General features: G+C 57.0%; 12 protein-coding genes. 5 read left to right on the forward strand and 7 right to left on the reverse strand.

Annotation, left to right across the window (positions count from 1 at the left end; translation table 11 throughout):
* Positions 1–2: 2 nt before the first annotated feature.
* Both GOV89_RS09765 and GOV89_RS09770 read left to right on the forward strand, forming a co-directional pair.
* A complete protein-coding gene (locus tag GOV89_RS09765) occupies positions 3–1370 on the forward strand; it encodes an amidase (RefSeq protein WP_171238035.1) in 1368 nt (455 codons plus the stop codon).
* Between the two features lie 2 nt (positions 1371–1372).
* Positions 1373–3043 (forward strand): thiamine pyrophosphate-binding protein, encoded by a 1671-nt coding sequence (locus GOV89_RS09770; protein ID WP_171238036.1) that lies wholly within the window; start codon positions 1373–1375, stop codon positions 3041–3043.
* Positions 3044–3271: 228 nt separating this feature from the next.
* On the opposite strand, the gene GOV89_RS09775 is transcribed toward GOV89_RS09770, so the two are convergent.
* From GOV89_RS09775 to GOV89_RS09800, 6 genes are all read right to left on the reverse strand, one after another.
* Positions 3272–4201 (reverse strand): hypothetical protein, encoded by a 930-nt coding sequence (locus tag GOV89_RS09775; RefSeq protein WP_171238037.1) that lies wholly within the window; start codon positions 4199–4201, stop codon positions 3272–3274.
* Positions 4202–4208: 7 nt separating this feature from the next.
* The gene (locus tag GOV89_RS09780) at positions 4209–5522 is read right to left on the reverse strand and encodes a TRAP transporter large permease (RefSeq protein WP_171238038.1); all 1314 of its coding nucleotides are present in this window, start codon (positions 5520–5522) and stop codon (positions 4209–4211) included.
* A 3-nt stretch (positions 5523–5525) separates the two neighbouring features.
* Complete coding sequence (locus GOV89_RS09785) at positions 5526–6059, reverse strand: TRAP transporter small permease (RefSeq protein ID WP_171176690.1); 534 nt, start codon at positions 6057–6059, stop codon at positions 5526–5528.
* Between the two features lie 70 nt (positions 6060–6129).
* Positions 6130–7107 (reverse strand): TRAP transporter substrate-binding protein, encoded by a 978-nt coding sequence (locus GOV89_RS09790; RefSeq protein WP_171238039.1) that lies wholly within the window; start codon positions 7105–7107, stop codon positions 6130–6132.
* A 52-nt stretch (positions 7108–7159) separates the two neighbouring features.
* Positions 7160–8410 carry an FAD-binding oxidoreductase gene (locus tag GOV89_RS09795; RefSeq protein WP_171238040.1) on the reverse strand — a complete coding sequence of 417 codons (1251 nt, stop codon included), beginning with the start codon at positions 8408–8410 and terminating at the stop codon, positions 7160–7162.
* Complete coding sequence (locus GOV89_RS09800; protein WP_171238041.1) at positions 8407–9540, reverse strand: enolase C-terminal domain-like protein; 1134 nt, start codon at positions 9538–9540, stop codon at positions 8407–8409. Before GOV89_RS09800 ends, GOV89_RS09795 begins: the two co-directional genes overlap by 4 nt.
* A gap of 97 nt (positions 9541–9637) precedes the next feature.
* Between GOV89_RS09800 and GOV89_RS09805 the strand changes: the two genes are divergently transcribed.
* A complete protein-coding gene (locus GOV89_RS09805) occupies positions 9638–10558 on the forward strand; it encodes a LysR family transcriptional regulator (RefSeq protein ID WP_171238042.1) in 921 nt (306 codons plus the stop codon).
* Here GOV89_RS09805 and GOV89_RS09810 read toward each other — a convergent pair.
* On the reverse strand, positions 10519–12213 hold the full coding sequence (locus tag GOV89_RS09810) for a thiamine pyrophosphate-binding protein (protein ID WP_171238043.1): 1695 nt from the start codon (positions 12211–12213) through the stop codon (positions 10519–10521). The two genes, GOV89_RS09805 and GOV89_RS09810, sit on opposite strands and share 40 nt — an antisense overlap.
* Positions 12214–12324: 111 nt before the next feature.
* On the opposite strand from GOV89_RS09810, the gene GOV89_RS09815 reads away from it, so the two are divergent.
* Together GOV89_RS09815 and GOV89_RS09820 are read left to right on the forward strand one after the other, a co-directional pair.
* Positions 12325–13029 (forward strand): GntR family transcriptional regulator, encoded by a 705-nt coding sequence (locus tag GOV89_RS09815; RefSeq protein WP_171238044.1) that lies wholly within the window; start codon positions 12325–12327, stop codon positions 13027–13029.
* A complete protein-coding gene (locus tag GOV89_RS09820) occupies positions 13026–13736 on the forward strand; it encodes an aspartate/glutamate racemase family protein (RefSeq protein WP_171238045.1) in 711 nt (236 codons plus the stop codon). The genes GOV89_RS09815 and GOV89_RS09820 overlap by 4 nt, the downstream gene beginning before the upstream one ends.
* Positions 13737–13739: the final 3 nt, after the last annotated feature.

A 13739-nucleotide genomic window follows, 5' to 3' on the forward strand; every position in this document is an offset into this window, starting at 1 on the left:
ACTTGCCGCAACAAAACAATATCATTCAGAAAACGGCGACCGAACTTGCGATTGATCTACGCGCCCGAACCCTTAGCAGTGCCGAAGTTCTGGGCGCGCACCGCGCCCGCATCGAAGACGACAAAGTTGGGGTGAATGCGTTTGTCACGCTGGATTGGGACGCCGCCACTGCCCGCGCCGAAGAATTGGACAAGATGGCCGCGTGCGGGCAGATTGCCGGGCCACTGCACGGGCTGCCCATCGCAATCAAGGATTGCTTTGATACCGCCGGTCTGCGCACCACACACGGGTCAAAAAGCTTTTCTGATCATGTCCCATCCAGTGACGCGCTCCACGTTGCGCGTCTGAGGGCGGCCGGCGCTATTATAATTGGTAAGACAAACACGCCCGAGTTCACGTTTTCTGGCCAGACCACGAACTTTGTATCGGGGACGACGCGCAATCCATTGAACCCCGAAAAGACGGTTGCGGGCAGTTCTGGTGGCGCTGCAGCCGCGCTGGCGACCAACATGGTTGCCCTTGCTGATGGCTCGGATCTTGGTGGCAGTGCCCGCACACCTGCTGCATGGTGTGGCGTTGTCGGTATGCGGCCAACATCGGGATTGGTGCCCATGGATCCAAACCCGGCCCCGTTCGACGGTTTGTCCGTGCCATGCCCGATGGCGCGTACGGTTTCGGACCTCGCTTTGATGCTGAGTGTGATGCAAGGACCGACGCCCAACCAACCTTTGGCATTCATCGGCGCTTACCCGGACCCGGTCGAGCTTGATGCTCCGCTGACTGCCGGACGCGTGGCATTGAGCCTTTCGCCTTTCGGTGCAAGTGTTGACCCATCGGTTCAGGCTGCCTTGGCACCGATCGCTGATCTTTGCCGAGATTTGGGATGGCATGTCGATGAAGACACGGCCCCGGACCTTGTTCCGCTGCTTGCATATGGCGATATCATTCGGGGTCAATGCGCTCTGCAAATTCGCGCGGCGCTCAATCCCGACATGACACAGGCCACCGAAAGCTATCGCACGGCCTGCGCACAGGGCGAAGAGCAAAGCCTTGCCGATCTGATCGCCTATCAGACGATCCGCCGTCATGTCTGGGACTCTGTCGCTACATTCTTCAATCACTACGATTTTGCCCTCTGGCCCACCGCCACCGGCCTGCCGTTCAGCGCCGACCTGCGTGATGGAGAAATCACCGAAGATTGGCGTACAGTGACTCTGACACCGACGATGGAGCTTCCATCGATTTCCATTCCACTGGGCCGTTCTTCGGACGGTATGCCCGTGGGCCTTCACATCACCGGTCCGAAAGGATCGGACGCCCGGCTGCTGCGCTTTGCCCGGCAGATTGAACGTCAAATTTCCGGAGACTGAACATGACCACCATCACTGGCGGAGAAGCCGTCTATCGCGTTCTGAAAGCCAACGGCATCGACACCGTTTTTGGCCTGTTGGGCGGTTCGATGCTCGAACTTTATGACGCCATGTATCAGGGCGGTCAGATCGCTTATGTCGGGGCGCGCGACGAACGTGCCGCGGGCCACATGGCTGATGCCTGGGCGCGGATGACGGGCAAGCCGGGTGTGGTTCTGGGTGCGCAGGCCGGCCCCGGCGTGGTCAACATCGTAACAGCAGTAGCCGAAGCGCAATTGGCCTATTCTCCGCTCGTAGTGATCGCCGGTGCCATCACTCGCGCCGATCAATGCAAAGACACGTTTCAGGAAATCGATCAGGTGGCGCTGTTTGCGCCCATTTCCAAACGCTCGGTGATGGTGACAGACCCAGCGCGGTTGGCGCCGATGCTAGAAGACGCCATCCGGTTGGCCAACACAGGCCGACGGGGGCCGGTGGTTCTGCATGTTCCGCGTGATCTGCTTGCCGCCGATATTCCGGCGATTGAGCCTGCACCGGTGAATATCGCGCGCCCCGGTCCTGCCGCACCCGCCGATATTGCCGCCATTGCCAAGCTGTTGTCAGAGGCCGAAAGACCGGTGATTTTTGCCGGAGGGGGATTCAAATGGGGGGCAGGGCGCGATGCGTTGACGGTACTGGTCGAAAAGCTTGAAATACCGGTCGTCGCCTCTACCGGCCATGCCGACGTCATGCCTCATGGGCATCGTTGGTTTGCCGGGCAGGCCGGCCCACGGGGCAATGTGGTCGCCAGCGGGCTAACCCGTGAAGCGGATGTCATGGTGGTATTGGGTGCTCGGCTTGGGTTCAACTCGACCTTTCATTCCAATGAATATGTGGGTGCTGATACCCGTATCGCCCATGTGGACATCGAAGGCGCGGCGGTTGGGCGGTACTTCCCGGCCGAGATCGCAGCGCAAGGCGATGCCCGCCTGACTGCCGAGGCCCTGATCGATGCCACAATGCGTCCTAATTGCGACCCGTGGCGCGAAGCGTTTCGGTCCGATATGGCCACCCTGGCAGCCGAGCGCGCAGCAGAGGCAGAGCTTGAGAGCTTGCCCATGCACCCACGCCGTGCGCTGGCCGAAATCCGCGCGACGCTGCCGGAAGATGCTATTGTGACATTGGACACCGGTAACACATGTCTTCAGGCGGCAGACCGGTTGGCGCATTACGCGCCGGTGTCTTTGATCACGCCATTGGATTTCGGCCTTGTCGGGTTTGGCCTTGCCGCTGCAATTGGAGCCAAGGCAGCCGCACCGGATCGCCCTGTCGTGGCGATTATGGGCGATGGGGCTGTCGGCTATACGATGATCGAGATACAGACCGCCATTCAACACTATCTGCCGATCACAATCATCGTTCTGGATAACGAAGCTTGGGGGGCTGAAAAAGCCTATCAGCAGGAATTTTACGGAGGCCGTCTGCTTGGAGCCGAAATTCGCTCGCCCCGTTTCGACAAGTTTGCCGAGTTGTGTGGTGGGAAAGGTATATGGGTCGATGGGCCAGGCGGGGTTGGTCCTGCGCTGGAACAAGCAATCGCATCAAATGAAACAACGGTTATTCAAGCCAAAATCGACACCGGTGCGTTGATGACACTGCGAAAAGATTTGTTCAAATCACCGCGAAACAACTGATCCTGGCACATGCATGCGATGATTGGCACGCGCGGTAGCTGCTCTGAGAGGGGAGGTATCCTGTACCTGACTTACAACTCTGGCGGTTCGCACCACTTCGTTTTGCCGCCCCATCAAAGTACTTTTTGTTAAAAGTCCCATCAGCCGTGATCATCACCTGAATGTTCCGATTTACAAAAACGGGATTGGCAGAGCACAGTACGAAACAGAGGCACACACAATCAATGATCACGATGGCGCGTTCTTTTGGTAGAGGCGGCGCATTATCATTGGGGTCAGGTACATCGGAATTTGATAGGCTCCGATGAAGGCCATTATCGGGGCAGTGACCTCTGTTGGAAGAGCCACAAAAAAGATCGCGATGTTGCGGTTGCCAGCAATCAATGACACCGCAGTTGCCTGCGCAGCAGGTAGCTTGCCCTGTGTAAAGCGAAACATGACAATCTGTGCGCCAAAGTTGGCCAGACAGGCAAAGGCGATCCAGAATGCAGCCAAAGCTGGGTCCTCCAGCGCCGTTGCGCTGACCGACGGCATCAGGCCGATGACAAATACGGCCAGTGTGAGTGTTCCCATCCCCTCAAGGTTCATCAGCATGGATTGTGAAGGGTTGCGCAAAACCGTGCGCCTTACAAATATGGCTGCGCCAGTTGCGCATAAGATCGTGAGCAACAGTCGCACGCCAGCCCATAAGACAGATTGTACGTCGCCCAACTGCGGCATTACGAGAAAGATGGGTAAGGCGGTCAAAGGTAACAGGGCCGTACCGACAACCATCAGTCGCAACGCATGTTCTGGCGCGTGGCCCATCATCAGGCACATATTCGGACTGCCCGAGATGGACGGCGCTGCCGCCATGATAAGAAGGGACAAAAGCACGGGAGTCCCGATCCATCCGCACACGTATCCGAGCGCAACGATGATCATCGGCGTCACCAGCTGAAATCCAACAACCGTAAACGCAACTTTGTGCAAGTCACTCAGTGATCCCAGAATGGTCCTGGGGTCCATCCTCAGCACAGTCACGAACAGTAAAAGCACCACCAAAGGCGGAAGCAAATCCCGCATTGGCTCCGCCAGAGCTGGTAAAAGTAGACCTGCCGCCAAGCCGCAGATCAGAACATAAGGGCCATGACGCCCGGCCAGATGAAGCGGGTTCAAAACCGCCTTATCCGCCCGGACTTTGTCGCAGGTTTTCGGGCAACCAAGTTGCAAGGTCGGGGAACCAGATCAGGATGAAGACCATCAGAACCATGATCAGGAACATCGGAATGGCGGCCCGCGCAATATAGCTCATCTCGTGGTTGGTCATGCCCTGCATGACGAACAGGTTGAACCCGATCGGGGGCGTGATCTGCGCCATCTCGACAACAACAACGATGAAGATACCGAACCAGATCAGATCGATCCCGGCGTCGCGGATCATGGGTTCGACCACGGCCATGGTCAGCACGACCGAAGAGATACCATCCAGAAAACAGCCCAGAATGATGTAGAAAACCAACAACACCATAAGCAGCTCGAACCGGGTCAGTTCCCAACCGGCGATCAGATCGGCCAAACCGCGCGGCAGGCCGGTAAAGCCCATGGACAGCGATAGGAACGCAGCGCCCGCAAGAATGAGGGCAATCATCGCGCTGGTGCGCGTGGCGCCCATCAGGCTTTCGGTAAAGGTCTTCCAGGTTAGCGACCCTTGTCCCGCCGCCAACAGCAGCCCGCCGATGACCCCAAAGGCCGCGGCCTCGGTTGCGGTGGCATATCCAAGATACATCGACCCAATCACGACCATGATCAAAAGGATTACAGGCAGCAGGAAACGAGAGTTCTTGATCTTTTCTGAGAAACTCAGTTTGGCTTCGGAATTGGGGCTCCAGTCTTTGCCGAGTTTGGAATAGATCGCCACGTAGCCCATGAACATCCCGGCCAGTACCAGACCGGGAAGAATCCCTGCAAAGAACAGCTTGGTGATGGATTCATTGATCGTCACACCGTAGACGATCAAGGTCAGCGAGGGCGGGATCATCAGCCCAAGTGTGGCGGCCCCGGTCAATGTCCCGATGATCATCCGCTCGGGATAGTTGCGCTTGCGCAGTTCGGGGATCGACATCTTTCCAACAGTTGTCAGCGTGGCTGCTGAAGAGCCCGAGACAGCTGCAAAAACCGTACAACCCACGATATTGGTGTGCACCAATCCGCCCGGCAAAGGGGCCATCCACGGGGACAGACCCTTGAACATGTCTTCCGATAATCGCGTTCGGTACAGGATTTCACCCATCCAGATGAACATGGGCAGTGCGGTCAGGGTCCACGAAGACGACGCCGACCAGATGGTGGTGATCATCACATCCCCGACGGGGCGGGTGGTGAAGAGCTCCATTCCGACCCAGGCAACGCCCATCAAAGCCAAGCCGACCCAAACGCCGGTGCCCAGCAAGGTGAAGAGAACAAAAAGAAAGAGAATGATGACAGAGAGGTTTTCCATGATTTACTCTCCGTGACTCTGATCGGCCAGATCGCGGACGATGCGGTGTTCGCCCTTGAAAAGCACGTGGATCAAATGATCAGTCAGAGCAATGGCCAGAATGACCGCGCCTAGCAGCATCGCGGATTGTGGGATCCAAAGGGCGGTTCGGTCCTGCCCCTGACTGACATCGTTGAATTTCCAGCTCCAGTAGACAAAGCGATAAGCGTACCAGCAGAAATACCACATGACGGCAGTGGCGATTGCAAAACACCAGACTTCCAATATGCGGCGGACACCATCAGGCACAGCGTTCAACAGGATTGACACGCGAATGTGGCTGCCCCTGTTCAGCGCATTGGCAAAGGCAAGAAAGGAAGCGGCGGCCATGGCATAGCCAGCATAGTCGGGCGCTCCGGGAAAGACCTCGCCGGTCCAGCGGGCCAGCATCTGCACGACGATCAAAAGCAGGATCGCAATGAGGCTGAGAGCCGCAAGCACCCCTGCCGCAAGATATATAAAGTCCAGTACGGACCGAAGCCCTCGCAAAACCGCCATGCTGTCCCCGCTGTGTTTTGATTGGATGCGAAAAGGGCGGCTGGATGACCCGCCGCCCAAATCAAAAAGGTTACTGTGACGCGTTGAACGCGTCGACGATGGCTTTGCCTTCGTCACCGGCAGCTTCCAGCCATTCATTGGTCATGGTCACGCCGATCTCTTTCAGCTCATTCGTCATCTGTTCAGAAGCCGGGCCAACGGTCATCCCGCCATCCCGCAAACCCTGCAGGGTGAATCCGGTGTATTCCTTGGCGCGCCAATTGCCCGCGTATTCTGCCAGTTCAGCGCAGCCCTTGATGACGTTCTTGTTGACATCAGATACACCAGACCAGACATCAGAATTGACCATCACATAGTTGCGCGGCAACCAGGCATCGACTTCGTAGAAATAGTTCAGGCTTTCCCAAACCTTGCGGTCATATCCGGTCGATCCCGATGACACCATCGAATCCGCCACACCCGTCGCAAAGGCCTGACTGATTTCCGCGGCTTCAATTGTCACCGGCAGCATCCCCGTCAGTTCAGCCAACCGCGAGGTTGCATTGTTGTACGAGCGGAACTTTATGCCTTTCATGTCAGCGACCGAGTTTACCTCGTTCTTGAAATACAAGCCCTGAGGCGGCCACGGCACAGCGTAAAGCAGTGTTAGGTTCTGTTCAGCCAATACTTTTTCAATAGATGGCTTGGCGGCCTCCCAAAGCTTGGCGCTGTCGTCGAAAGAGGTCGCGAGGAATGGGATTGAGTCAAACCCGAACAGGGCATTTTCATTCTGGTGGCCAGACAATAGACGCTCACCAATCGGGGCCTGCCCGGTCTGGATCGCGCGTTTGATGTCGGCACCTTTGAAAAGCGAGCCGGACGGGTGCGTCACAATCTCGATCTCACCACCTGTACCGGTGGTCACGCATTTGGCGAATTCCGCGCCTGTGGCCGAGTGGAAGTTCGACGCCGAATAAGCCATCGGCATGTCCCATTTTTCGGCCATGGCCGGTGCGGCTGCAGCTGCAGTCAGAGCTGTCGCTGCCAGAAGGTTTGTCAGTTTTTTCATCGTTTTCTCCCTATTGGATTTTGAAACGCCGATGTTTCTCATCAGCTTGTTCTTATGTTGAGTAGCGTGACGGCGCGTAGACGCTGACATCCGCGTTTGGGGTTCTGCCCGCGATCATTTGGGCCAGAAGGCGTCCGGTTTTTGGCCCGCCTGTCAGGCCGATGTGATGGTGCCCAAAGCCCATATAGGCCCCCTTGATGCCGGGTACGTCGCCAATGATCGGGATCGAGTCAGCCGGGGCGGGCCTGTGCCCCATCCATTCCACTTCCTCCTTCCATGTTATGCCCGGGAAAGCCGCCCGGGCATTCTTGCGCATCAATTCAAACGGCGCGCGAGAGGGCGGTGCATCCAGCCCTCCGAACTCTACAATGCCTGCCAAGCGTAAGCGCCCATCCATGGGTGTTGCAACAAACTTACCTGATGCGACCATGACCGGGCTGCGCGGCATGTCAGAAGGTTCCACCAATTCAAGATGATACCCGCGTTCGCTTTCAAGTGGGACAGAAACACCCAATCGCTTCGCTAGAGGTCCTGACCAGACGCCTGCCGTCACGATGGCTGTGTCGCACGCAATGGTTTCGCCACCTGTGCGAACGCCTGTGACGCTTCCGCCTTCGCGCGTGACGTCTTCGACGGTGGCTTGGATGATCCGACCTCCTTGCGCCTCAACATGTGCAGCTAGGTCTTTGACATATCGCCCCGGATCGGTGATGTGACCATGATCTGACAGCTTGGCCGCGAGCCCGATATCCTGACTGAATACTGGATCGTAATCGTGGAATGCCTTGCCTTCCAACTCTTCCCACGCAAAGCCATGCTTACGCCGAATGCCCCAACCAAAGGCATCACTTTCGAAATGGGCGCGGTTTTCATAGAGGAACAGATAGTCGCTTGGAACGATCCATTTCTCAGCGCCAGTTCCGGCGGCCAGCGCCTTGTGGTCGTTCAGGCTGTCGCCCACGATGGGCGTCAGGGCCGCAGCGATCCGTTCCACGTCTGCGGCATTTGCGTGGCTTAAGTATTGTCTGAGCCATGGCAACAGCTTTGGTAAGTACCCCCATTTCAGGAACAGCGGCTGAGAGGGGCTTAAAAGCATCTTTGGTGCTTTGCCGAGTAGTCCGGGAACTGTTACAGGCACGATAGAGCATGACGCAAGCACGCCGCCATTGCCGTGAGAGGTTCCTTCGCCAGGCCCGGCCTTATCGATCAAAATCACATCGTGACCGTCGCGCTGCAGCCAGATAGCCGCGGAGACTCCGACAATTCCAGCTCCGATGATGGCTATGGTCTTCTTCTCGCTCACGCCGCCACCGCCTTTGAAACTGCGTAGTGGTTCAGTTTGTCCAAGTCTGGTTTGCCGCCAAGCCCAGGACCATCCGGCACGCAGACTTGCCCGTTCCTGATCTGGAACGGTTCTTCCAATATGTCCTCTTTCAGGAAATATGACGCCTGATAGAACTCACAGCCCAAAGTGATTTCTGGTGTCGCGGCAATCATGTGCGTGCCGGCCAAATGGGCCAGGCCGGCCTCGAACATGTCGCCGCCATAGGCTGTCAGGCCGTGAGCCGCCGCAATACGCGCAACAGTCTGACCGCGTGTCAGGCCGCCGGATTTCATGATTTTGACGGAAACACCGTCGCAAATCCCTTCGCGGGCTGCACGCTCCATGTCTTCGGCGCCAAACACACTCTCGTCTGCCAGCAATGGGACATCGGTCATTTGGCGCAGCTTGGCCATCATGCCGAAGTGATGAGCGCGCACTGGCTGTTCGATGAAATCGGGATCGAACCGGGCGACGTCACGCACCTGTGCCGGTGCATCCTCGATTTTGAGCCCTTGGTTATAATCCACGCGCACCGAAAACTCGGGGCAGTTCTGGGCCAGGTATTCCAGCCGCATGATGTCAAAGGCGTGATCCTTGAACCCGGTCTTGAGTTTCACGATACGGACATCATCGTCCTGCAACCGTGCCAACAGGTCGATGTCTTGCGAAAAATCAGGGTTGGCGATGGAACAGCTCAGGGGGATTGCATCCCGACATTTGCCGCCCAACAAAGACCAAACGGGCACGTTGCTGATCCGGCCTGAAAGATCCAGCAGCGCGGTTTCCAGTGCGGCCTTGGCTTCAGTGCAGTGCGCCACAGCGTAAGCGGCACGCGCCATGATCGCGGATCTATCGCTGACTTTTGCGCCCAAAACAAGTGGGCGCAGATACCGATCGAGCGCAGCAAAGGTTGCCTCTGGCGTGCCGGTAAAAACTGACCAAGGCGATGCTTCGCCAAACCCTTGAGAGCCGTCCTCGGATGTCAGCCGTAGGATAACAATTTCACAAACGCCTTCGACGGATCCAATGCCGTGATCCCGCCGCGAGGTCACTGGCAGCTTGAGGTGCCATAGGTCATAGCCAGTGATTTTTTGTGACAGATCGCTCATTCCGCCCCCTGTGGATGAGCAGCAGCCTGCCTTGACCGAACTATCATTTCAAATACAATATCTTCAACAGTTCATCAGAAAAAATGATACTATACCTATGTCATTGCGCTTTCGTCAGCTTCAAGCTTTTCACGCCATCATGGAAACGGGAACCGTGACCGGCGCGGCATCAGTTCTTGGCATCTCGCAACCCGGCATCAGCAACCTTTTGGCGCAATTGGAGCGCGAGGCGCGATTACCTCTGTTCGAACGCAACAAGGGGCGTCTGTTGCCCACGCCCGAAGCCGAGCTGTTGTACCGCGAGGTCGACACGGTTGTGCGCGGGTTGGATCACGTTGCACAGGCGGTGACAGATTTGCAGAACAAGCATCCGGGTCAGTTACAGGTCGCCGCGCCGCATCTGTTGTCCTTCGGTTTCATGCCGCGTGAGATCGCGCGGTTTGCCGAAAGCCGCCCGAACCTGTCCGTTAGCTTTCAGTCGCAATACTCGTCCAAGATTCAAGAATGGGTGACGTCTGGCTTGTTTGAGATCGGCATTGTCGAGATGCCGATCCTGCACGACACGTTGAATTATCAGGTGTTTCAGTTCGAAACTCTAGCAACCTTCCCGGAAGGCAGCCCGTTGGTGGCGTATGACGTTCTGACGCCGGAAACTCTGGAGAACGAGCCTTTTATTGTGATGGGGCCGGAACACCAGACGCATCGTAAAACCCGTGACATCTTTCAGCGTGCCGGGCGCATATGGCGCACACAGATTCACACGCACTTGTCTGAAAACCTACTGAGCTTTGTGAAGCAAGGCATGGGGGTCGCCATGATCGATCCCTTTACCGTTACATTTGATGAAGAGAGCGGATATCAGACCCGCCCTTTCAAGCCAGCGGTCATGTTGGAGCTTGCAATCATCACAGCCAAAGGTCGCCCTTTATCCAGGATCGCTCAGGAGTTTCTGGACCAACTGATCCCGTCAATCGCCTCTTACGCAACCCATTCAGATACTGGCGCAGCAGCTTCGTGAAGTTGTTGGGAATGGATATCGACCAGTGTGGGGCCGTCATGTTCGATAGCTTGCTTCAGGATTTTTGGCAGGTCTTCGGGGTCTTTGACCGTCCATGATTTCACACCAAAGGCTGACGCCACTGCGGCATGATCTGTGCGGTTGAAGTCAACGTTGTAGAATCTTTGACCAAAGCCCGCATCTTGACCTGCTTTGATCCAGCCGAAGACCGCGTTTGAGAAGACAATCGATGTGATGGGCATTTTGTGCCGCACCATCGTTTCAAACTCGCCACATGTGAAGCCGAACGAGCCATCGCCCATGACGGCCAGGGTCTTTACCGACGGACGCCCGACATGTGCCCCCATCGCTGCACCTAATGAATAGCCCAAAGCGCCATGGGCTCGGTTGGTGATGAACTGCCGTCCCGATGTCCGCCACCGGTAATGCGCGCTGAAATAGGGGCATGGGGTGCCGGGGTCAGCCACAACAATTGCGTCGTCATCCAGAATATCCATCAACGCAGCCATGACAGCTTCGGGTCGGATCGGCATTTCACGACTTGCGGCCAGTGGCGCGAAAGCGGCCAGCTTGGCATCCCACGCGGCGCGGGCTTTGTCCGCCCCGCCTTGTGTGTTCAGATCCTTGCGACCTTCTAATGCGCGGGCCAGAGCTTCCAGCGCCAGTCGGGCATCGGCGCAAATAGCCACTTCCGTCTGGTAGTTTGCACCAATCACCATGGGATCGCTGTCGATGTGAATGATCGTGGCATCACGCCCAGGGCTTCTCCACCGTTCGGTTGTGACCGAGCCGGCGCGACAGCCAATGAACAGGACAACATCCGCCTGATCCACGACAGCACGTGTCGCGGGCACACCTCCGTTAGACCCGATAACGCCCAAAGCCAGAGGGTCGGTTTCGGCGATGGAACCCTGGCCGGAAACGGTTGTGGCAACGGGCATGTCCAACAAATTTGCGACCTGTCGCAATGCTTCGGTTGCGCCTGAAAGAACCGGCCCGCCGCCACAGACAGCAACAGAGGATTTGGCCCGTGCCAGAATATCCGCCGCCGCTTCGATCGCATCCATGTCCGGGGCTGAGCGTTCGGCAGGATAGCTGCGATGTCTGTCATCCGCCCAGATTTCGGCCTCATCCACCTGCGCTTTTTGCGTGTCGAACGGCAGGGCCAGATGCGTGGCGCCCGGCGTGCCTGTTGTCATTGCCCGGAAGGCTGCCCGCACCATGGCCGGAAGCCGCGCGGCGTCGTCCAGCGTGGTATTCCACTTGGCTAAGGGCTTGAAGAGGGCGGGCTGATCCAGTTCAGTTAATGGGTATTTGCCCCGGCTGGTTGTCGCGACGTCCGAGGTGATCGCCAGTATCGGAACAGAACTTTCATTGGCTTCTACAACGCCGGGCAGAATGTAAGTTGCACCTCCGCCCGAGGGACCTTCGCAGACACCGGGCTTCCCAGTCACACGCGCGTAACCGTCCGCCATATAGGCCGCGTGCCGTTCATCCCGTGTCAGAATGTGCTGAATACCGTGATCCATGCGCGCCAGAGCGTCATAGAACGGCAAGGTGGTATCGCCGCACAGGCCGAACATGTGCTTCACGCCGTGCGCCTCGAGCATACGCACCATAGCCTCTGCCCCGGTCAGATAATTCGTCCCTGTCATGATCTACGAGCCTCTCGATTCCACGCTGTACGCAGAACTGTATACAGTTTTGTATATTGATTTCAAGCGCTGCCTATGGCACCTGTGGCAAACAAGAGGAAGGGCAGGTTAATGGCGGGTCCAAGGGTCGACGACATCTATGATCAGGTTAAGGCGATGGCGGTCTCGTTCCGTCTGCGCCCTGGGGATCGCCTGAACGAAGTTGCCCTGTCCAAGGACCTGGGCGTCAGCCGGACCCCTTTACGAGAGGCATTGAACCGGTTGGTTGCAGAACGGTTGTTTGATTTTCGCCCGGGGCAAGGGTTTTTTTGTCGTCCGTTGGATGCGCAAAGCGTGTTTGACCTGTTTGAACTGCGCCAGATTATCGAAACTGCCGCCGCGCGTGCGGCGTGTTCCAAGGCCTCTGACAAAGACCTGCAGAATCTGCGGGATGAGCTTTACTCAACGGGCATCGATATCACTGGTCTGACCGTCGAAGAAGCAGTCAGCCGGGATGAGGCGTTTCACCTTGGGATTGCCAAACTGTCAGGCAATATGGAGCTGTTGCATACCCTGACGCGGATCAATGAGCGTATTCGCTATATCCGTTGGATTTCCATGAGTATGGACCGGGTGCAACGTTCAAAAGAGGAGCATAAGCGAGTTATGCAGGCGTTGATGGAACGGGATGCGGAAGAGGCCGCGCGTGTTCTTGGCGCTCATATCACCAAGCGCATGGATCAGGTGCAGGACGCTGTGCGTCACGGGATTAGCAGCATTTATATGGAAGGGTCAGAAGAAATCTCGGCCCGCATAATCGAGGAGGTCGAGGGATGATTGCGCAAGGCGGAAAATCCATCTACGGCGCATCGGTTGGTATTCTGATGCTGGATGCCCAATTCCCCAGAATCCCAGGTGACATGGGCAACGCGCTGACCTGGCCATTCCCGGTGCTCTATCGCATCGTCCGTGATGCCTCGCCGGATCGGGTGGTTCGGCACCGGGCCGAGGGGATGTTGGACGTGTTCATCGACGCGGCGCAGGATCTGGTAAGGGATGGTGTGGATGGCATAACCACCAATTGCGGTTTCCTGTCCCTGTTCCAGAAAGAACTGGCCCAAGCCGTCCCGGTTCCGGTGGCTACATCGTCCTTGATGCAGGTCGAGATGGTGAACCGCATTCTGCCTGCGGGCAAGCGCGCAGGGGTTTTGACCATTTCAGCCTCGACCCTGACGAAAGATCATCTGCGGGCGGCCAACGTGCCGTTGGATACCCCGATTGGCACAACCGAAGGCGGGCAGGAGTTCACCCGTGCGATCCTTGGAAATGAGCTAAGGCTGGATGTTCAGAAAGCGCGTGAAGATAATGTTCAGGCGGCGCATACCTTGGTTGCGGACAACCCTGACTTGGGTGCAATCGTGCTGGAATGCACAAATATGTGCCCCTATGCACGCGATATCCAACGGGCTACTGGGTTGCCCGTGTTTTCTATCGTCTCTTTTATTCAATGGTTTCAGGCCGGTCTGGTTCCGCGGACATATTGATCG

Origin of the sequence: Ruegeria sp. HKCCA5763 (assembly GCF_013034545.1) — a bacterium.
Taxonomy (GTDB): domain Bacteria; phylum Pseudomonadota; class Alphaproteobacteria; order Rhodobacterales; family Rhodobacteraceae; genus Ruegeria.